Origin of the sequence: Demequina gelatinilytica, assembly GCF_000971115.1 — a bacterium.
Classification (GTDB): domain Bacteria; phylum Actinomycetota; class Actinomycetes; order Actinomycetales; family Demequinaceae; genus Demequina; species Demequina gelatinilytica.
Genome location: NZ_BBLV01000003.1, coordinates 113505 through 133484 on the forward strand (window position 1 = coordinate 113505; position 19980 = coordinate 133484).

20 protein-coding genes are annotated in these 19980 nt (G+C 71.9%); 11 read left to right on the forward strand and 9 right to left on the reverse strand.

What is annotated here, in order from left to right; genetic code table 11:
- The first annotated feature begins 42 nt into the window (after positions 1 to 42).
- Positions 43 to 720 (forward strand): NAD(P)H-hydrate epimerase, encoded by a 678-nt coding sequence (locus AOM00_RS03125; RefSeq protein ID WP_062516416.1) that lies wholly within the window; start codon positions 43 to 45, stop codon positions 718 to 720.
- Between the two features lie 3 nt (positions 721 to 723).
- On the opposite strand, the gene def is transcribed toward AOM00_RS03125, so the two are convergent.
- On the reverse strand, positions 724 to 1224 hold the full coding sequence (gene def / locus AOM00_RS03130; protein ID WP_062516417.1) for a peptide deformylase: 501 nt from the start codon (positions 1222 to 1224) through the stop codon (positions 724 to 726).
- A 45-nt stretch (positions 1225 to 1269) separates the two neighbouring features.
- Between def and AOM00_RS03135 the strand changes: the two genes are divergently transcribed.
- A complete protein-coding gene (locus AOM00_RS03135; RefSeq protein WP_062516418.1) occupies positions 1270 to 1827 on the forward strand; it encodes a GNAT family N-acetyltransferase in 558 nt (185 codons plus the stop codon).
- Positions 1828 to 1832: 5 nt separating this feature from the next.
- Positions 1833 to 2678: an ADP-dependent NAD(P)H-hydrate dehydratase gene (locus tag AOM00_RS03140; protein ID WP_062516419.1), complete on the forward strand. Its 846-nt coding sequence runs from the start codon at positions 1833 to 1835 to the stop codon at positions 2676 to 2678.
- A gap of 3 nt (positions 2679 to 2681) precedes the next feature.
- On the opposite strand, the gene AOM00_RS03145 is transcribed toward AOM00_RS03140, so the two are convergent.
- From AOM00_RS03145 to AOM00_RS03155, 3 genes are read right to left on the reverse strand one after another with little or no spacing between them, the layout of a single operon-like run.
- Positions 2682 to 3254, reverse strand: a complete 573-nt coding sequence (locus tag AOM00_RS03145; RefSeq protein WP_062516420.1) for a hypothetical protein — start codon at positions 3252 to 3254, stop codon at positions 2682 to 2684.
- Between the two features lie 26 nt (positions 3255 to 3280).
- On the reverse strand, positions 3281 to 3580 hold the full coding sequence (locus AOM00_RS03150; RefSeq protein WP_062516421.1) for a DUF1905 domain-containing protein: 300 nt from the start codon (positions 3578 to 3580) through the stop codon (positions 3281 to 3283).
- Complete coding sequence (locus tag AOM00_RS03155; protein ID WP_062516422.1) at positions 3577 to 4062, reverse strand: gluconokinase; 486 nt, start codon at positions 4060 to 4062, stop codon at positions 3577 to 3579. The genes AOM00_RS03150 and AOM00_RS03155 overlap by 4 nt, the downstream gene beginning before the upstream one ends.
- Positions 4063 to 4215: 153 nt before the next feature.
- Here AOM00_RS03155 and AOM00_RS03160 point away from each other — a divergent pair, with 153 nt between their 5' ends.
- From AOM00_RS03160 to AOM00_RS03180, 5 genes are all read left to right on the forward strand, one after another.
- A complete protein-coding gene (locus AOM00_RS03160) occupies positions 4216 to 5943 on the forward strand; it encodes a hypothetical protein (RefSeq protein WP_062516423.1) in 1728 nt (575 codons plus the stop codon).
- A gap of 120 nt (positions 5944 to 6063) precedes the next feature.
- Positions 6064 to 6678: a 2-oxoacid:acceptor oxidoreductase family protein gene (locus AOM00_RS03165; protein WP_062516524.1), complete on the forward strand. Its 615-nt coding sequence runs from the start codon at positions 6064 to 6066 to the stop codon at positions 6676 to 6678.
- Position 6679: 1 nt separating this feature from the next.
- Complete coding sequence (locus AOM00_RS03170; protein ID WP_062516424.1) at positions 6680 to 7909, forward strand: transketolase C-terminal domain-containing protein; 1230 nt, start codon at positions 6680 to 6682, stop codon at positions 7907 to 7909.
- Positions 7906 to 8901 carry a thiamine pyrophosphate-dependent enzyme gene (locus AOM00_RS03175; RefSeq protein WP_062516425.1) on the forward strand — a complete coding sequence of 332 codons (996 nt, stop codon included), beginning with the start codon at positions 7906 to 7908 and terminating at the stop codon, positions 8899 to 8901. The genes AOM00_RS03170 and AOM00_RS03175 overlap by 4 nt, the downstream gene beginning before the upstream one ends.
- Positions 8898 to 10541 carry an NAD(P)-binding protein gene (locus tag AOM00_RS03180; RefSeq protein WP_062516426.1) on the forward strand — a complete coding sequence of 548 codons (1644 nt, stop codon included), beginning with the start codon at positions 8898 to 8900 and terminating at the stop codon, positions 10539 to 10541. Before AOM00_RS03175 ends, AOM00_RS03180 begins: the two co-directional genes overlap by 4 nt.
- Positions 10542 to 10602: 61 nt before the next feature.
- On the opposite strand, the gene AOM00_RS03185 is transcribed toward AOM00_RS03180, so the two are convergent.
- The 3 genes from AOM00_RS03185 to AOM00_RS03195 form a co-directional block, all read right to left on the reverse strand.
- Positions 10603 to 11712, reverse strand: coding sequence for an acyltransferase family protein (locus AOM00_RS03185; RefSeq protein ID WP_082096486.1), 1110 nt, complete (start codon positions 11710 to 11712; stop codon positions 10603 to 10605).
- 211 nt (positions 11713 to 11923) lie between these two features.
- A complete protein-coding gene (locus tag AOM00_RS03190; RefSeq protein WP_062303802.1) occupies positions 11924 to 12127 on the reverse strand; it encodes a cold-shock protein in 204 nt (67 codons plus the stop codon).
- Between the two features lie 303 nt (positions 12128 to 12430).
- Positions 12431 to 13267 carry a helix-turn-helix transcriptional regulator gene (locus tag AOM00_RS03195; RefSeq protein ID WP_062516428.1) on the reverse strand — a complete coding sequence of 279 codons (837 nt, stop codon included), beginning with the start codon at positions 13265 to 13267 and terminating at the stop codon, positions 12431 to 12433.
- Between the two features lie 122 nt (positions 13268 to 13389).
- Here AOM00_RS03195 and AOM00_RS03200 point away from each other — a divergent pair, with 122 nt between their 5' ends.
- Together AOM00_RS03200 and AOM00_RS03205 are read left to right on the forward strand one after the other, a co-directional pair.
- Positions 13390 to 14172, forward strand: coding sequence for an SDR family NAD(P)-dependent oxidoreductase (locus tag AOM00_RS03200; protein WP_062516429.1), 783 nt, complete (start codon positions 13390 to 13392; stop codon positions 14170 to 14172).
- Between the two features lie 282 nt (positions 14173 to 14454).
- Positions 14455 to 15060 (forward strand): hypothetical protein, encoded by a 606-nt coding sequence (locus tag AOM00_RS03205; protein ID WP_062516430.1) that lies wholly within the window; start codon positions 14455 to 14457, stop codon positions 15058 to 15060.
- 345 nt (positions 15061 to 15405) lie between these two features.
- Here AOM00_RS03205 and dinB read toward each other — a convergent pair whose 3' ends face one another.
- On the reverse strand, positions 15406 to 16602 hold the full coding sequence (gene dinB, locus AOM00_RS03210; protein ID WP_062516431.1) for a DNA polymerase IV: 1197 nt from the start codon (positions 16600 to 16602) through the stop codon (positions 15406 to 15408).
- A gap of 740 nt (positions 16603 to 17342) precedes the next feature.
- On the opposite strand from dinB, the gene AOM00_RS03215 reads away from it, so the two are divergent.
- A complete protein-coding gene (locus AOM00_RS03215; RefSeq protein WP_156159007.1) occupies positions 17343 to 18248 on the forward strand; it encodes a hypothetical protein in 906 nt (301 codons plus the stop codon).
- A 106-nt stretch (positions 18249 to 18354) separates the two neighbouring features.
- Here the strand turns inward: AOM00_RS03215 and AOM00_RS03220 are convergent, their stop codons facing one another.
- Positions 18355 to 19788: a hypothetical protein gene (locus AOM00_RS03220; RefSeq protein ID WP_156159008.1), complete on the reverse strand. Its 1434-nt coding sequence runs from the start codon at positions 19786 to 19788 to the stop codon at positions 18355 to 18357.
- Positions 19789 to 19980 lie beyond the last annotated feature (192 nt).

The following is a 19980-nucleotide window of genomic DNA, read 5'->3' on the forward strand; positions in this document are numbered from 1 at the left end:
GACGCGCCCCGAGTGTCGGCGCCCTGTGCGAGGGTGGCCCTCATGAGCACCAGCGAGAACGTCGTCACCGTGGAGGCGCTGCGCGAGGCCGAGCGGCGGACCATGCTGAGGATCCCGGAGGACGCGCTCATGGATCGGGCGGCGACCGCGGTGGCGGATGCGGCGCAGGCCCTCGCGGCGGAGCGCGGGCTCGGCATCGAGGGCATGGAGGTCTGCGTCGTCGCCGGTTCCGGAAGCAACGGCGGTGACGCGCTGCTCGCGGGGGCGCTGCTCGCGCGCCGCGGCGCCCACGTGGTCGCCGTGGTCGCCGCCGACCGCGCGCACGAGCGCGGCGTGCACATGCTCGAGGAGGCCGCGGGCGTGGGCGCCGTCTCCGGGGTCGACTTCCCGCTGGGCCGTGAACGGGTGCTCGACGCGCAGCTGGTGATCGACGGCTTCGCCGGCCTGGGCGGGCGCGCGGGGCTGCCCGACGACGCCTGGTCGCTCCTGGGGCGCGCGGTCGAGGCGGGGCGGCTCATCGTCGCCGTGGATGTGCCGTCAGGTGTCGCCGCGGACTCCGCCTCGCTGCCCGCCCCCGGCGAGGACGGGATCTCCCGCCACGTGGTCGCCGACGTCACCGTCACCTTCACCGCGCTCAAGCGGTGCCTGGTCGAGCGCCCCGCCGCCCTGAGCGCCGGGCGTGTGATCCTGGCGGACGTCGGCGTCGGGCTCGACGGCTGACGGCTACCGGGAGGACTCGAGCGACTCGCGCAGCTCGCGCATCGCCTTGCGGCGCACGTCCTTGCGCAGGCGGTCGAGGTAGAGCTTGCCGTCGAGGTGGTCGACCTCGTGGTTGATGAGGCGCGCCCAGATCTCCTCGCCGTCGATCTCGACCTTGTCGCCGTTGAGGTCCGTGCCCACCGCCCGTGCATATGCGGGGCGCTCGCACTCGTACCAGAGCCCGGGGACGGAGAGGCAGCCCTCCTCGCCGAGCTCCTGGAACTCGTCGCTGACCTCGATGATCTCGGGGTTGAGGATGTAGCCGATGTCCCCGTCGATGTTCCACGAGAAGGCGCGCAGGCTCACACCGATCTGGTTCGCGGCGAGCCCGGCGCGGCCTTCGTAGTCCACGGTCTCGAGCAGGTCCTCCACCAGCTGGCGCACCCGCTCGTCGATCTCGGAGACCGGTTCGCAGGGAGTACGGAGGACGGGGTCGCCGATGACTCGGATGTCGCGCATTGCCATGGCGCCTATCCTCCCATGCCACGGACGCGGGCGTATCGTCGGGATATGACGCTCGAGACCGCGAGACTCCTGCTACGACCGTTCAGCGCGGACGACGCCGCGGACGTCCACGTCTACGCGTCCGACCCCGCGGTGTGCCGCTTCACCGACTGGGGGCCGAACTCCGAGGAGGAGACGCGGTCCTGGATCGCGCAAGCGGTCGAGGCGGGCATCCCCGCGCATTGGGCCATCACGCTGCGGGAGGATGCGGTCGGCGGCGCGGGCCGCATCCCGGCCGGGACGGTGGTCGGGGGCATCGGCGTGTACGGCCAGGATCGCGGCCCGCTGGACTCGACGCCTGGCGTGCGCGAGCTCGGCTGGGTGGTGCGGCGCGACCTCTGGGGCCGCGGCATCGCGACGGAGGCGGTGCACGCGGTGATCGAGGCGCTGCGCGAGGACGATGCGCTCGAGCAGGTCCACGCGCGCTGCCGGCCCGAGCACAAGGCGTCGGCGAAGGTCATGGCCCATCTGGGGCTGGCGCGCTCGCACCGCATCGAGAACGACATCCAGCGCGACGGGCAGTGGATGCACTCCGACCTGTACATCCTCACCCTCGCTCCGTGAGGCCGATGCGCGTGTGGGAGCGTGATGACGTCGCGTCCGCGTGGCCCGTGCCGGGCGTGGCCGACGACAAGTACTCGCGCGGCGTCGTCGGCGTGATCGCAGGCTCGGAGGCGTATCCGGGTGCCGCCGCGCTCGTGGTGTCGGGCGCGGTGCGCGCGGGCGCCGGCATGGTGCGGTACGTGGGTCCCACGCGGGCGCAGGACCTGGTGCTCGTGCATCGTCCGGAGGCGGTGGTGCACCATCCGGTCGACGCCGCCGAACGCCTCCCCCGCGCCCAGGCCTGGGTGGTGGGCGCGGGAGTCGCCGACTATCCCGAGCAGGATGCGGCGATCGGCGCCGTGATCGCCGAGTCGGCGCCCATGGTGGTCGACGCGGGCGCCCTCGAGACGGTGGCGCGCGCACGCGCGGCCGGGGCGCGCGCGATCGGTGCGGAGCGGGTGCTGCTGACGCCGCATGCGGGCGAGCTGGTGCGGACGCTCGGCGCGCTGCGCCACGATGTCACGTCGGCGGACGTCGAGCGTGACCGGGTGGGCCATGCGCGCCTCCTTGCGGAGACCGCGCGTGCGACGGTGCTGCTCAAGGGCGCGCTCACGCTCGTGGTGTCCCCCGGCGGCGGCGCGATCGAGCTTCCGCTGGCGCCGGCATGGCTCGCCACGGCCGGCGCGGGCGACGTGCTCGCCGGGATCGCAGGCGCGCTCCTCGCGGCAGGGCTGCCCGCCGATGCCGCGGGTGCGAACGCGGCGTGGGTGCACGCGCGAGCCGCCGAGCGGGCATCGGCCGGCGGACCCGTCGCGGCGCTCGAGGTGGCGACGGCCGTGCCCGGGGTCATCGCCGAGCTCCTCGCGGGCTGAGGGTCAGAATGCTCGATCGACGTCGGGCCACGTGACCCAGACCATCGCGAGCAGGGCGCACGCGAGCAGGACGCACAGGACCGCGGCGATCGCGAAGCCCGTGACGGCGGTCTCGGACGCCGCGATCCGCGGCAGCATCATGCGCGTGAGGGCGGCGACGGAGGCGCATGGCAGCACGATCGCGATCGCGACGAACGCGAGCGCCGCAGGGTCGTCGCTGCCCGCCGCGACCATGCCTGCCGGGATGAGCCCGAGCGTCCCACCCATGAGCGCGAAGGCCCCCGCGGCTCGTGCCGGGCTTGCCTCGGCCGTGCGCGCATGCAGGTGCCGTCCGATGGTGTGCGCGACCGCCGCGATCCCGACCGCGATGATGAGCGCGGTGACCGTGAGCACGGCCGCCTCCGTGTCGTCGACCCCCACGCGGGCCTCGCCCTCGACCCCGGTGAGCATCTCCCACACCTGCGCCCCCAGGTACGCGCATGCCCCGCCGATCACGGTGTAGAGGGGGACGTCGACCACGGTCGCGACCCACGCCGCGACGAACGGGTCGCGCGGGCCGGCGGTAGCGTCGTTCACGTCCTCAGCGTCCCACGCGCCGGCGGTCAGCCGACCGTCGTGAGCGCGAATGTCGCGGAGGCCCCGGGTGCGAGACCCTCGGCGTCCAGCACCGCGCGCTTGACAGGCAGGATGAAGGTGCGGCGCTCCTTCGACGGGAAGATGCTGGTGCGCCAGGTCGTGGCGCCGACGGCGACCTCGACCCGGACCGCGCCGAAGCCTCGCCGGGGCCCGGTCTGCGCGTCCTCGATCTCGTCGGCGACGTCGAACGGGAGGTCGGTGAAGACCCAGGCCGCCTGGGTGCTCTCCCAGAGGTAGAGCGATGCCTCGAACCGGTACGTGGTCACCGAAGCGACGCTAGCGCCGCCTCCACGATCCGCGCTACGGGTGCCGTCGCATCGGCCTGCAGCCCGGGCTCGTCGGGCTCGAGCGGCTCGAGCGTGGCGAACTGCGAGGCGACGAGCGACGGCGGCATGAAGTGCCCGTCGCGCGCGGCGCAGCGGCGCAGCGCCTCGGCCTCCGCGAGCGAGAGCTCGAGGAACCACGCGTCGGGGGCGGAGGCGCGGATCCGGTCGCGGTACGCGCGCCTGAGCGCGCTGCAGGCGACCACCGCACCGCCCGGAGCATCGCGCAGGATCGTGCCGACCGCGTCGAGCCACGGCCAGCGGTCGTCATCGGTCAGCGCGACCCCGGCCGACATCTTGGCGAGGTTCGCGGCGGGGTGGAGATCGTCGCCGTCGACGAACGGCGCGTTGATCGCGGCCGCGAGCGCGACACCCACCGTGGACTTGCCCGTCGACGTGGGCCCCATCACCACCATCGCCACCATGCGCACCCCTCTCGACGCCGTGTGTTTCCTGGGCGTTAAATCTTCACATTTCGGACACTCGGCCTGCCGTGCCGGAACTACCATCGCCCCAGGGGATCCCGGGACACGTCGCGCCGCGCCGCGCTTCCGCGATCAGGGGGAAAGGATCCGCGCATGGTGCGACCTGCGTGGGTACCGGCGACGCGCATGGGCGCACGCCGCATCGGGGCGCTCGCCCTCGCGACCATCGTCATCGGCTTCATCCTGAGCCTCGTCGGCGCGCCGAGCCTAGCGGCGCCGCTCCCGGGCGCCGCGGACCCGGACTATCCGGCCGCGCCGCCGCGGACGGTCGGGATCCTGTGGGCCTTCGCGCTCGAGGGCCCCGACGGGGCCGCCGCGGCCGGCGGGGCCCTCCATCGAGGCGACAGCCTCACGCTTCGCGCGTCCGGGCTGCCACCCGGCGCGCAGGTCTCGGTCGAGCTCCACTCGACACCGCTGCCCATGGGAGCCGCGGCGGTCGACGCGGCCGGAGACCTCACGCTCGTCGCAGTGGTGCCGGAGGCGGCGGAGTCGGGCTCGCACGAGGTGGTGGCGACGCTCACTGGCGACGGCATCGAACCCTCGACCGCCTCGATGGCGGTCGTGGTGGCGGACCTCCTCCCGGAGGTCGTGGCAGCTCCCATCCTGATCGACGTCATCGACCCGGCGCCCCTCACCGAGCTCGAGCCCGCGCCGGAGCCGGAGGCGAGCGCTCCCGCCGCACCGGAGCCCGTCGCTGCGCCCGCCGCGGTGCCCGACCCCGTCGCCGTCGCCGACGAGCCCGCGCCCGCGCCGACCGACGGCTACGGCTGGCTCGCACCCACCGTCCCGACGCTCGGCGACCTCCACCTGTCCCCCCTGCGGGTCGCGGCTGCGGTGACCCTCGCCTCGGCGTTCCTGCTGCTCGCGGGCATCCCCGCCGAGCTGCTCCAGTCGACGCTCACCGAGAACTACTCGCGGGCCTTCGGGTGGCTCACACCCCGACGCACTGGCCGTCGGCGCTCGTGGGCGCGACGCACGCTCTCGCGGCCATGGCTCGCGTGCGGCATCACCGTCGCCCTCGCGACAGCCATCCTCGGGCTGGGGCAGACGGGGTTCCGGTTCGGCCCCGAGGAGGCGATCACCTACGTCAGCCTGTGGCTGTCCCTGACGGTGCTGAACCTTGGGCTGAACGCCGGCCGGCTCCTCGCCTCCCGGCGCGGGCTGCGCGTCCCGGGCAGGCTCATGCCGCTGCCCGGCGCGCTCATCGTGGTCACCATCTCCGTCGTGGTCTCGCAGACCCTGCACATCGAGCCCGCGCTGCTGTTCGGAGTGGTGGTGAGCGTCCAGTACGGCCGCGCCGTGTCCACGCGGCACGAGGGCAGGCTCGCGCTGCTCGGGGTCGCGACCGCCTTCGTGGTCGGGCTGGCGTCATGGATCCTCCTCAGCGTGCTCGAGAGCGTGTTCGCCGGATCGGAGGGTGTGGCCGTGACGCTGGCCGAGGAGACGCTCGCGGGCGTGGTGCTCGAGACGCTCGCCGCGCTCGTCGTGGGCCTGCTTCCGTTCACCTACCTCGATGGCAAGGCGATCCACGACTGGAGCAGGCGCGCGTGGGCGGGGGCGTACTTCGTCGCCGCGGTGGCGTTCGTGCTCATCGCGGTGCCGACCGGCGACGACTGGCAGTCGTCGCAGACCCCTCTGCTCACGTGGCTGCTCATCGTCACCGGCTTCGGCGCGATCGCGCTCGCGGCGTGGGCCGCGTTCCGGCTGGTCCCGGCCCGCCCGCAAGCCCGCTCGCAGCACGCCGGAGCGGCCGTCGAGGAGGGCGAGGCTCGAGGCGAGGAACCCGCGTCCGCCACCGCCGCATCGTCCTCCGGCCCCTAGGACCTCGGTCCCGGGTGGGACACCCCTCCGGGCATAGCGTGAAGGGGTGGAGGTCGTCGGCGACCACCCGTGCCGGGCCGCGCATCCGCGCCGCCGCCGCTCCTCCAGGAGGACGCGCGCATGAGGCAGATCAGGATTCACGGCCGCGGCGGACAGGGCGTGGTCACCGCCGCGGAGATGCTCGCACGTGCGGGGTTCCTCGCCGGGCACGAGGTCCAGGCGATCCCTTCGTTCGGCTCCGAACGCACCGGGGCACCCGTGGTCTCGTACTGCCGGTTCGACGACGCGCCGCTGCGGACGCGCGAACCCGTCCTGGTGCCCGACGTGGTGCTGGTGCAGGACCCGACGCTGCTCGCTACCGGCGGGGTCTTCGCGGGCCTCGCGACCGGGGGCCTCGTCATCGTCGACACCACCACGTCCGCGGTCGAGGTGCGTGAGGCCGCGGGCGCCCAGGAGGTCGAGGCGACCGTGGTCACCATCCCGGCGACCTCCATCACGCTGCGCCACCTGGGACGCCCCAAGCCCGCCGCGGCGATGCTCGCGGCCTATGCCGCGAGCGCCGGGGACGTGACGCTCGATGCCGTCACGCAGGTGTTCCGCGAGCGCTTCCCTGGCGCGGTGGGCGAGGCGAACGCCGCCGCGGCGGACGAGGCGTTCGCGTTCGTGCGGGAGGAGCTCACCGGGTCGACCGAGAGCGAGACCGACGCCGCGGCGCTCGAGGCGAGGGAGGTCTGACATGCGCGAGGTGCTCGAAGGCTCGCAGGCGGTCGCACGCACGGTCGCACGATGCCGGCCGGGCGTGGTGTGCGCCTATCCGATCTCCCCGCAGACGCACATCGTCGAGGCGCTGTCCGCGATGGCGCGCACGGGCGAGCTCGCGGACTGCGAGTACGTCAACGTGGAGTCCGAGTTCTCGGCCATGTCGGTGTCGATCGGCGCCTCCGCTGCGGGCTCGCGGGCGTACACCGCGACCGCCTCGCAAGGCCTGCTCTACATGGCGGAGGCGGTGTTCAACGCGGCGGGCATGGGCCTGCCGATCGTGATGACCGTCGCGAACCGCGCGATCGGCGCGCCCATCAACATCTGGAACGACCACTCCGACGCGATGGCGCTGCGGGACTCCGGATGGCTCCAGCTCTACGCCGCCGACAACCAGGAGGCCGCGGACCTCCATGTCATCGCCTTCGCGGCCGCGGAGGAGCTCGAGATCCCTGCGATGGTGTGCATGGACGGGTTCGTGCTCACCCACGCCACCGACGTCCTCGAGCTCCCTACCGCCGCTCAGATCGACGCGTTCCTGCCACGCTTCGCGCCGCGGCAGGCGCTGGACATCGACCATCCCACGACCATCGGCACCATGGCGGGGCCGGAGTCCTTCACCGAGACCAAGTACCTCCAGCATCGTCGCTTCCTCGATGCGGCTGGGGTGCTCGCCGCATGGTCGGAGCGGTTCCACGAGGCGTTCGGACGGGAGGCCGGCGGCCTGGTGTCGCGCTACACGCCCGACACCCTCGACAGAGCCCGCGACGCGGCACCTGCCGACGACGGCGACGTCACGGTGATCGCGATGGGCTCGGTGCTCGGCACGCTCCAGGCCGCGTTGCCCGCGCTGCGCGCCGAGGGCGTCCCGGTGAGGCTCGTGGGGATCGGCTCGTACCGCCCCTTCCCGGCCGAGGCGCTGCGCGCCGCCCTGGGCGGTTCGCGGCACGTGGTCGTGATCGACAGGGCGCTCGAGCTCGGCTCGGGCGGGGTCCTCACGGGCGACGTAGGCCGCGCGCTCGCCGGCACCCGCTCACGCGTGCACTCCGTGGTGGCGGGCCTGGGGGGTCGGCCCATCCTCGAGGAGTCGCTGCGCGCCGTGGTGCGGCGCGCCCACGCCGGGCAGCTCGGCCCGCTCGAGCTCCTGGATCTCAAGGAGGGCGGCGTCCCCGTACCCCACGAAGGCGCGACGGAGGTGCACCGATGAGCGTGGTCCACATCCCCTTCCTCCAGACCGGCACCCTCGCCGTGGGCGGGCGCCTGCTGTCCGAGGACGAACGCTCCCTGCAGTCGCAGGCCGACCGTCCCTCCTCGCTCACCAAGGGCCACCGGGCCTGCCAGGGCTGCGCGGAGGCCCTCGCCGCGCGCTGGGTCATGGACACCGCGGTCGAGGCCTCCGGCGGGAGGCTCATCGTCGCCAACGCCACCGGCTGCCTCGAGGTGTTCTCGACGCTGTACCCCGAGAGCGCGTGGAAGCCGCCGTGGATCCATTCGCTCTTCGCCAACGCCGCGGCCGTGGCGACCGGCATCGCCTCCGCGCTCCACGCGCAGGGCCGCGACGACGTCCGCGTGCTCGCGCAGGGCGGCGACGGCGGGACCGTGGACATCGGGCTCGCGGCCGTGTCGGGGATGTTCGAGCGCAACGACGACGTGCTCTACGTCTGCTACGACAACCAGGGCTACATGAACACGGGCGTCCAGCGGTCCTCGGCCACACCCGCGGCCGCGCGCACGGCCACCACCCCGGCGGTGGGCCGCTCCCCCGGCCAGGCGTTCGGCCAGGGCAAGTCCATGGTCAAGATCGCGATGGCGCACGAGATCCCGTACGTCGCGAGCGCGACACCCGCGGACCTGCGCGACCTCGAGGCCAAGGTGCGCACCGCGATGGCGATGCACGGCGCGCGCTACCTGCACGTGCTGGTGCCGTGCCCGGTGGGATGGGGCTCCGAGTCCTCGCAGTCGATCGCGCTCGCGCGCGCGGCGGTCCAGTCAGGGATCTTCCCCGTCATCGAGGCGCGCGCGGGCGAGCTCACCGAGGTGCAGCGCATCCGCGAGCGCGCGGACGTCGAGGAGTACCTGCGGCCGCAGGCGCGCTTCGCCCACCTCTTCAAGCCCGGCGGCGACGATGCGCTCGCACGCTGGCGCGCGCTCGCCGAGGCGAACATCCGGCGCTACGACCTCCTGGGAGAACGCTCATGAACGACCACGACGCCCCTCCCACCGTGGGCCTGTCCACGGGCCCCGCGACCTCGCTCGCGTATCACACGGGTACCTGGCGCACGGAGCGGCCGGTCTACGTCGAGCTGGCGCCGCCGTGCTCGCTCGGCTGCCCGTCGGGCGAGGACATCCGCGGGTGGCTCGGCTCGACCCAGGAGGGAGAGGCAGGCTTCGAGACGGCGTGGCGACGGCTCGTCGCAGCCAACCCCTTCCCCGCCGTCATGGGCCGCATCTGCTACCACCCCTGCCAGGAGGCCTGCAACCGCGCCGAGGTCGACGAGGAGGTCGGGATCAACGCCGTCGAGCGCTTCCTGGGCGACACCGCGCTCGAGAAGGGATGGGCGCTCCCGGCACCCGCCGCATCGTCCGGGCGGCGCGTCCTGGTCGTGGGGTCGGGACCGGCGGGGTTGTCCGCGGCGTACCACCTGCGCCAGCTGGGCCACGAGGTGACGGTACGCGAGGCCGCCGCGGAGCCGGGCGGGATGATGCGGTACGGCATCCCCGCGTACCGGCTGCCGCGCGAGGTGCTCGCGGCGGAGATCCGCCGCATCGAGGCGACCGGGGTCGCGATCGAGTGCTCGACACCGGTCCTGTCCCTCGACGAGGCGCAGGCCCGGTTCGACGCCGTGGTCCTCACCATGGGCGCCGGGGTCGCGCACCACGTGGACATCCCCGCGGGCGCCGCGTCGCACATCGTCGACGCGATCGACGTGCTGCGCGATGTCGCATCGGGCCACGCCCCGCTGGTGGGGCGCCGGGTGGCGGTCTACGGCGGCGGCAACACCGCGATGGATGCCGCGCGGACCGCACGGCGGCTCGGAGCGTCCGATGCGGTGGTGGTCTACCGCCGCACGCGGGAGCAGATGCCAGCGCACCCGACCGAGCTGGACGATGCGGTGGGCGAGGGCGTGCGCGTGCAGTGGCTGTCGACCATCGCGGCCGTCGAGGGTCCGCACGTGACCATCGAGAAGATGTCCCTCGACGAGGAGGGACGGCCGCACGGCACGGGCGAGTTCGAGGAGCTCGATGCGGACACCGTCATGCTGGCCGTGGGCCAGGACGCGGACCTCTCGCTGCTCGCGGAGGTGCCGGATGTGACGGTGGCGTCCGGCGTGATCGCGGTCGACCCGGTGACGCTGATGACCGGCCGCGAGGGGGTGTTCGCGGCGGGCGACGTGTCGCCGGGCTCGCGCACCGCGACCTACGCGATCGGGCGCGGGGCGCGCGCCGCTCGCGCCGTCGATGCGTGGCTGGCCGCGCGCGTGCTGCCCGCCGAGCCTGTCTCACGCGAGGCCTCAGCGGACCGGCTGAACACCTGGTACTACTCCGACGCCCCCAAGCAGCACCGCGCGGAGCTCGCGGCCGCGCGCAGGGTCACCGGGTTCGAGGAGGTGCTCACGGGCCTCGACGCGGAGCACGCGGTGTTCGAGGCGCGACGGTGCATGTCCTGCGGATCCTGCTTCGAATGCGACAACTGCTTCGGGATGTGCCCGGACGACGCGATCAGGAAGCTGGGCCCGGGCATGCGGTACGAGGTCGACTACGACTACTGCAAGGGCTGCGGCATCTGCGCCGCGGAATGCCCGTGCGGCGCGATCGACATGATCCCCGAGGTGCGCTGACGCACCCGCCCCGTGCTTTCCGCTGACACATGGGTGCCCGCACAGCGCGCTGTGCTGACGCTCATGTGTCAGCGGGATGGCGCCGCACGCGCGCGGGGACGGGTTCACGCCCACGAAGGCGCCGCTCGAGCGGCTTCTCAACCCACGTGTACGCCGCTCCTGCCGCAGCGACGGAGGCCACGAGCGCGCCGACGATCGCGAGCAGCGACGGCGCGAGGTCCGTGCCCACCCCGCCAGGCAGCGCCTTGTCGACGACGCCGCTCACGCTCACCAGGATCAGCGAGTGGGCGAGGTAGAAGCTGTACGACCAGTCGCCGAGCACTACCAGGCCCCGCGACCGGTAGGGGGACGATGCGCCGTCCAGGTCGGCCGCGGCAGCTGCGGCGATGAGGAGCACCAGCGGGGCGAGCGTCACGGAGACGTCGCCGAAGGCCTCCGGCACCGCGCCCGCCGCGAGGTACGCCGCGACGGAGAGGATGCTCGCGGCGCGCAGCCCGACCGGCGGGCGCCATCCCCGCAGCATCGCGTGCGCGAGCGCCATGCCGATGACGAACTCGGCGATGCGCTGGAGCGGCAGGATGTACACGGCCCAGCTGCCCACGGGTCCGCTGCCGAGCGCGACCACAACCGCCGGCACCGCGACGATCGCCGCGACCGAGACCACCAGCAGCGCACGCCGCGGCCGCGCCCGCGGCACGACCACCGCGAGCACGGGGAACATGAGGTAGAAGAAGAGCTCGTCGGCCACGGACCACGAGACCTGGTTGCCCGCGTGGTAGATCGCGGCGTCGGGGAACCACGACTGGATGCCGAGCATCGCGGGGGTGGCACGGAGCACGATGTCGGAGATGGCCACTCCCCCGCTGATCGCGAAGGCGACCGGGAACGAGGCGAGCTGGGAGAGCCAGTAGACCGGCAAGATGCGCGCCGCGCGCTTGCGGTAGAACGCGCGCGGCGCATCGTCGGGACGGCGCGACCACATGAGGACGAAGCCGCTCAGGATGAAGAAGAACGAGACGCCTACGCGGCCCTGCGTGAGCCAGTCCTGAGCGAGGCGCCCAACCGGGTTGTCGGCGGGGAGCCGCGGCAGGGCGTGGGTGAGGAACACCGCGAGGGCCGCGACGAAGCGCAGACCCGTCAACGAGTCCAGCCGAATCCCCCCGGTCCGCATGCCGCCACCGTAGCGATCGTCTCCACAAATGACCAGGAAATCGCCCAAACCGGGCACCCGGAGGCATGCAAGCGTCTACCCCGACGCTCAGTGCGCGGTTCGAAGCCGGAACGTGCACTCGGCGACGGGATAGGCGATGGCCTGGACGCGACGGAGGCCCGCCGCGGCCGCCGTGTGGCGGACCGCGACGGGCCTCCGTCGAGATGCTGGGTTACAGCGGGCGGATGTTCGCCGCCTGCATGCCCTTGGGGCCCTGCTCGGCGTCGAACTCGACACGCTGGTTCTCCTCGAGCGTGCGGTAGCCCGAGGAGTTGATCGCGCTGAAGTGCGCGAAGACGTCGGCGGAGCCGTCGTCGGGAGCGATGAAGCCGAAGCCCTTCTCGGCGTTGAACCACTTGACGATGCCAGTAGCCATGATGCTGTTCCTTCTGTGTTGCTTGACCGCGGTGCGGCCGATGATACGTCGCCGGCGACGCCGACGTGCGGTGATCCCCGACGGCGGTAGCCGACGGAAGTCTGTGTGGATCCGGTCACGCCGATCAGCGTGGGTGACGCTGGCGTGGTGGGACGCGCGATCCTGGCGGAGATGTACACGCCTGGGCGCTGACGGTGCTCGGAGTCCGGGTCCGCCGGGCTCGACGAGCATGCGAGCGGTTGCTCGCGGTTGTTCAGTGTACGGCATCGCCGGCGCTGGGCCCAGGGCCGACGCGCCCGGGGTCTACGACATCGTCTGGACCCCGACCACGCCCAGCAGCGCGAGCCGCTCCGCGCTGTCCGAGCCCTCGCGCGCGGTGAACCACAGCAGGTGCTGGGATCCGTCGCCCGTGTAGAGGTTGTGGCAGAGCAGGTCGAGCGGCCCCACCGTCGGGTGCAGGAACGTCTTCGCATCCACACGGCGGAGCTTGACGGCGCGCTCCTCCCACAGCCGGGCGAACTCGTCCGAGGCCTCCGCGCATCGTCCCACCAGCTCCGCGAGGCGGGCGTCGCCCGCGGGACGGCGGCCTGCGGCCATCCGCAGGTCCGCCACGAGCGACTCCGACAGGCGGTCGTGGTCGGGTCCAGGATGCACGCCGCGGCTGTCGGGCTCGGCGAACCAGCGGTACACCTGGCTGGAGCGGGGCCACGGGAGGCCCTGGCGCTCACCCAGGAGCGCCCGCGCAAGGTCGTTCGCGGCGAGGGTCTCCGCGAGGTCGGAGATGATCAGCGCCGGGGTGTCGTCCAGCCGGTCGAGCAGCGCCAGCATGGCCGGCTCGACGTGGGTGTCCCCCGCGCGGGCAGGAACGGGCCGGCCCGCGAGGCGGTACAGATGATCGCGCTCGTCGGCGGAGAGCCGCAGGGCCCTCGCGAGCGCCCCGAGCATCGAGGGCGAGGGCTGCACCTTCGAGCCCTGCTCGAGCTCCGTGTAGTACTCGACCGAGGCGCCCGCGAGCACCGCGACCTCATCGCGGCGCAGCCCGGGGACGCGGCGGCGCGGTCCGGGGACGATGCCCACGTCGGCCGGGGTGATCCGGTCGCGGCGGGAGCGCAGGAAGGCGCCGAGCTCGGGAAGGTCCATCGCCCCAGTATCCGCGCGAGCGCGATCCCGAGGGTAGGGGCGCCGCCCCCAGGGTGAGCCTCCCCTTCTCCCCCGGCCCGGCTCCACGGAGGCTGGTGCCGCAACGATCCCCAGGAGGAACCATGAACGACGCACCCCGCACCCCCCTCGCCCTCGTCACGGGCGCCAACCGCGGCATCGGCCGCGCGACCGCCGAGGAGCTCGCCCGCCGTGGGCACGATGTGGTGGTCACCTATCGCGGCCACGCCGACGAGGCGGACGATGCGGTCGCCGCCATCGAGGCGCTCGGACGCCGGGCAGCCGCGCTCCGCCTCGACATCGCCGACCCCGCGGACATCGAGCGGTTCGTGCGCGAGCTGCGGCCCGGCCTCTCCTCGACCTGGGGCCGCGACACCATCGATGTCCTGGTCAACAACGCCGGGGCCGGTGCCGACACCCAGCTGGGTGCGACCTCCGCCGAGGTGCTCGACCACCTCTACGCGACGCACGTCCGCGGCGTCTACCTACTCACCCAGGCGCTGGCCACCCCGTCCTCCGACGACCCCATGCTCGCCGACGGCGGCAGCATCGTGAACCTGGGCACGGGTCTCACGCGGTTCGTCCACGTCGGCCGCGACGCGTACGCCGCGATGAAGGGCGCGGTCGGCGTCCTCACCGGCTACTGGGCCGAGCAGCTGGGACCGCGGGGCATCCGTGTCAACACGGTGGCGCCCGGGCCGGTCGAGACCCAGTTCTCCGGGTGGGTGGGCAACGACGCGGTGCGGCAGGTCTTCGCGGAAGGGACGGCGCTCGGGCGTTCCGCGGTCGCCGCCGACATCGCCGGGGTGATCGCGTCGCTCGTCTCTCCGGGGTCCGCCTGGGTCACGGCGCAGCGGATCGAGGCCTCGGGCGGGTACCGGCTCTAGGCGCCACGGCGCCACGGCGCCACGGCTCCCCGGCGCGGGCATCGGCCTCGCGGGCTAGCCTGGACGGGTCGCCGTGCCCTCGTCCTCGCGCGCGCCGCGCAGGTCGATCCCCTCGAGGGTCCGCGCGATGCGAAGGGAGCGGGCCCTGTGACTCTGCACCGCCGGATCGCGACAACCGTGGTGTGCGCCGCGCTCCTCGCCGGGTGCTCGGAGTCGGATCCGGCGGCTCCAACCGAGCCCCCGCCGCTCTCGGCGAGCGCCTCACCCCTACCGTCGGCGCCCGTGGTCGGCGCCGGGGATCAGCCGCTCGAGGCCGGCACCTACCGGTTCGAGCCCTCGCGGGTGCTCGGCGGGGACCCCTATCCGGATCTGCTGGTCACGGTGCCTGCCGGTTGGGCATCCGGCGACGGGTGGGCGCTCGGGAAGGAGTCGGTCGCGATCCTGCTGTGGAACGTCGACGAGGTGTTCCGCGACCCGTGCCGCTGGGAGGGTACGGCATACGACCCGGGCGACTCGGTCGACGAGCTTGCAGCGGCCCTCAAGGAGGTGCCCCTGCGGGACCCGTCAGACCCCGTGCCGACCGAGATCGACGGCAGGACGGGCGTGTACCTCGAGTGGAGCGTCCCGGAGGACATCGCGTACGACGGCGAGGGCTTCCCCGACTGCGATGCCAAGCCGGGCGAGCCGCACGACTTCGTCAGCTGGACCGGCATCGGGAAGCCATCCGTCCGCTACCACCAGGGACCCGGCCAGGTCGATCGCCTGTGGATCATCGACGCCGACGGCCAGCGGCTGGTGATCGACGCCTTCTCGATGCCCGAGGCGACCGACGCGGACATCGCGGAGATCGAGGCCATCGTCGGCTCGATGCGCTTCGTCGGACCGTGACGCCGACAGGCCTCGCGGCTGCGGCCCCGCACGGACTGCGTCGTGGAACGCACGGACTGTCGCGCGCCGCCACCGGGGCGCGCGATGCGCCTTTCGAGGGCCGTCGCCTGAGACCGCAGCGCCGTTCCCCGACCTCGCCGGGCCGCTGCCCGCGCCCCGCGGCGTGAGCCCGGACAACCCTCCGCCACAGATCCAGCTCTCCGCGCAGGCATGGACCTCGGACACCATCGTCGACGGCGACCACCTGGCCGACCGTCCCCTTGGCGGGATCACGCCCCCACGCGACCCTCGCGATCCGAGGAGCGCATGACGGAGTCGCGCTCACCACTCGGGTCCTGGGCGTGCCTACTCGTGCTCAGGCAGCCGCGGCGCCGACAAACCCGGGTCGCGACCGAGAAGCGCGGCGCGCGTGACCGCGGCGGAGCCGAATCGATCGCGGACCGCGTCGAGGGCGGTGTCGATGCGCGCCCCGTCGTTCCAGTCGATCGGAAGCTCGAGCTGAACCGTCCCGGCGCTGGTCAGTTGCGCGAGCGAGACGCCGATGAGGGTGACGCCCCGGCCGGAGATGTCGGGACCCGCCTCGGCGAGCAGGCGCTGGGCGACGCCGAGCAGCACCTCGGTGCGATCGGTAGGCGCGCCGAGCGTGCGCGATCGGGTCGCCTTCACGAAGTCGCCGTAGCGAAGCCTCAGGATCACGGTGGCGCACGACGAACCGCGATCGCGCAGACGCTTCGCGAGGCCGTCGACGATCTGGGTGAGGATCAGCCCGAGCTCACCACCCGTGTAGGACCGGTTGCCAAGCGCGCGCTGCGAGCCGATGGATCCGTGGCGCTTGGTCTTCTCGACCGGCCGAGGGTCCCGGAGCCGGGCCAGCGCATGCAGATGCGCACCGGCCGCCTTGCCCAGCCACTGCTCCGCGGTCGCCGCCTCGAGCTCGGCCAGCTGCCCGGCCGTGTAGATGCCGTTGCGGTGCAGCTTCTCCGCGGTCACCGCGCCGACGCCCCAGAGCCGCTCGACCGGAAGTGGATGAAGGAACGCCTCCTCGCGGTCGGGCGCGACCACGAGGAGCCCGTCGGGCTTGCTGACCGCGCTCGCCACCTTCGCGAGGAACTTTGTTCTCGCGACGCCCACCGAGATCGGGAGCCCGACCTCGGCACGCACGCGCTGCCGCAGGCGCACGGCGATCTCCTCGGGAGTCCCCGCAAGGCGGCGAAGGCCCCCGACCTCGAGGAACGCCTCATCGATCGAGACGCCCTCCACGTACGGCGTGGTGTCGTGGAAGATCGCGAACACCGCACGGCTCGCCGCCGAGTAGGCCTCCATACGGGGAGGGACGATGATGGCGTCGGGACAGAACGCACGCGCGCGCTGCACCCCCATCGCGGTGCGAACGCCCCGCGCCTTCGCCTCATAGCTCGCGGCCACCACCACGCCGCCGCCCACGATCACGGGCCGTCCGCGAAGAGCGGGCTCGTCCCGCTGCTCGACCGAGGCGTAGAACGCGTCGAGGTCGGCGTGGAGCACCGTCGCCTCGCCGCGCATCCCACACCTCCCGTCGCCACACGCTCTTCCAGGAATGGTCTCACCGGCGCCCGACACCGCATCGGTGCGACCCAGTATCGGGTGACGTCGGTCAACACCGGTGCAGACCCCACAGCCGACATCGAAGATGATCCGCCATCGCGGCCCACCGCGGTGCCGGGCGTCCACAGTCCATGGCTGATCTGCGTACAGTCCAGTCCCGGCGGCGCCGACGACCGACGCATGCCCCGAGTCCGCGATAACCGCTCATGCTCCGGGGCGATGCCCCGCATCACCCAGGGAAGGCCTGACAACCACGCAGGAGCGACCCGCGAGACGACGCCGCGCGTGGCGAAGACTCGGAATTGACTGACCAGGGGGTATGCCCTGCCGCGGGGGTCCCCAGTCCATGCCAGTTCTGAGTACAGTCCATTCTAGCAAGACATGTCGCGGCCACTGGCTGTTTACCAGGAGCGATGTCCACCTTGAGCTGAGCCCGCGTCGGACCCGCGCAGGGCGGCCGAACGGCCCCTCAGTGCAGTCCATCGGCCCGAGCGGGCACCTACCAGCGCCAACGACCCAGGCGAGCCGCGCGACGGCGAGAACTGATTGCGGCGTCGCGCGCCAACGCGGCGCGGGCATCATCCGCGGACAGCGACACGGGTCCCATGCCGGGCGCCGACGCGCCAGCACCATGCAGGAGTCGCCGCCCACGCCCCGTCACCGACTGCAGCGTCGCACCCTCGCCCTACTCTCGAACCATGACCGCGTCGCCACGCTTCGAGATTGCTCCTGACGAAGGCCAACGTTGGACCGAGCTTGGCCATCACATCCGCATGGCAGGCTTCATGCTCAATGCCTGCCCAACGCCCACGGAGGCGTCGCCCCTCAAGGCGGCCGACGACTTGTTCCCCCTACGACCACTCAGCATGACGCTGCGGCGGATGCTGGTCGCTTCATACGACCACGTCGCCCAGTGGCCCGACCTCGTGACACCGACCCAGGTCTTCGAGGGCCAACAGGCGCTTGTATCGCCACGCCCCGTGTTCTCGTACGCACGCTCGGGCATGGAAGCCGCCGGGGTCGTCGCGTGGGTCCTGGAGAGCGCGGACATCCGAGAAGGCGTCGCGCGACATCAGAGCCTGACCCATCAGGATCTCGGCGAGCAGCTCAAGGCGTACAACAGCGCAGGCGATTCGGCTACTGCCGCAGACGTCGCGCAACGCATCGAGCTGCTTGAGCAGCACGCATTCGGCGGCAAGGCCCCGGCCAAGGTCCCCTATGTGGAGCGGGTCAAGGCAGGAGCGCGTCTCGCCGGCCTTGATGAGGGCCGGGCGGACTATTTGTGGCGGCTAGCAAGCGCCGCCTCACACGGTCAGGAGTGGTTCTATGACGACGCCTTCGAACCAATCGCGGAGCCGGACGGCCGCGGCCACCGGCCGCGGGGCGAGCAGATGGTTGAGGTTCTCGAGTACGCGGCGGGCATCCTAACGAGCGCGACGTTCCGCTTCGTCGAGAACTGCGGGTACGAGCCGGGCGACGCGCTCGCGCAGTCGTGGATCGAGCTGACTGAGACGATGCCGCTCAAGGCAGGCGCGACACCTTCGTCGGTCCGAGCGAACTCGAAGATCCTTGCAGCCCTGAAACCACGTGCCGGCACGGCGTAGTCCAGCGCGACCAGCAATTGATCGCACCGCCGGAATGCCAGCCGCGCATCGGTCACTGAACACCACTGGCGTGAGATTCATCTGGCACGACAGTGAGGCTGGCGATCTACGGCTTGACCCCCGCGAGCCCCTTGATCCGGGCGTCGTGCCTCAGTTTGTCCGCAGTGCCGGGGAAGGCGCGTACTGCAGCCATGAGGTCGCGGTCTGTCGTACTGGTGAGCTTGGGCTCGAGAATCTCAAGCAGTGCCACCCACTGAGCACGGCCAACCTTGTGCCCGAGCAGTGAGGAGTACACCGGATCAAGGAAGAGCCGCAACGCCAACGCCGCGTCGGCTGACGAGAACCGGGCGAGCATCGCCTCGTACGAGGTGACGGCTGCATCGCTGACGCCGTACCCGTTACCCAAGAAGCAATCGACGATCACACGAACATAGCGCTCACGCACTTGCTCGGGCACATCGCCTTGCTCTCCGGCAAGCGCTAGGACTCGACGTGCCGGTCCCGGCTCGTTGTAGAAGTTGTTGAATCCATGGTGGGCACCGCTGAGGCTATCGAGCGCGTCGCTCATGTCGATTGCTCGGACTTCGGTCGTGAGATAGGCCGTACCGCCCACGAGCTCAATGAGTTCCCGCGCGGCAGCGGCGAACTCGGTCTCCGCGCTAGCGCTAGCCCGCCCATGGCGGATCCCGAAGTTCTTCCGGGCAGCTTCCTGCACGAAGGGCCACAGACGCGGCCAAAGCAGCCGCACATTGTCGGCAACCATCGGGATGCGGGACGCCGCCGTATATAGACCGAACAGACCGTTGGCGAGAGTGTCTGCACGGTCGGCGGGCAGCTGGTCGAAGAACGCTGCAGCTGTATCTACAGCGCCCGGTTCGAGGAGCTCCTTCTTCACATTGGCGAGAAGGCGCCCGGTGTGAGCGGTGACCGTGTCGGTAGGAGTGTTGATCACCTCGCGGATACAGACCTGGAGGAACGTGACCAGCTCGAGACCGGCTAGATCGTTTTGGTTCGGATGTGCGGCGCTGGCGTGGTTCCGCATCCACCGAACGTGGTCCAACCGGTGGAAGCCTGCGTCGCTGATGAGGCCGATTTCGAGCGACGCGCGGAGTAGACGTGCGTCGTCGACCGCCGGAAGGTCATCCTCGGTCTTGAGGCCTCTGCGCAGGTCTGTGTTGTTTCCTGCGGCGATGTCAAAGAAGTAAGCGAGATCGAAGCCAACGACACGGGAACGAAGCGCCGACACGAGCTCATCCCACAGGTAGTTGAGCGCGGCATCGAAGAGCCCAACCGTAGCGGCAGCCACCATCTTGGAGACATAGTGCGCCTCTGCCCGAATGCCCGGTTCGAGTTCCTCAAGCACGCCGCCGACGTTGTTCACCATCAGCGCGCGCTCCGGAACGGGCACGAACAACTGCTGCGTGGGAAGTCCGAACTGCTCCAGCATGCTTCGCACGCCCGTCTCGAATCGCGCGAGCTCCGTGCCCGGCGTCTCGACCTCTACTACTGCTGAACTCGCCATTGCATCGACCTCTGTCATGACGGTCAAGTTACCCGAGCATTCGACCACGCGCGGCAGCGCTTTGCCTCGTACGTTGGCGTGTCGCCCTGTGCTGCGCGAACGCCCATGTCGGACGCGAGGCCCGACTGCACCAAGGCACCAGAACGCCGCGCGGCGCCACCGCACGCGACGACTGCTCTAGTCGGCCCTAAGCGCCGGCTCGGTCGCTGC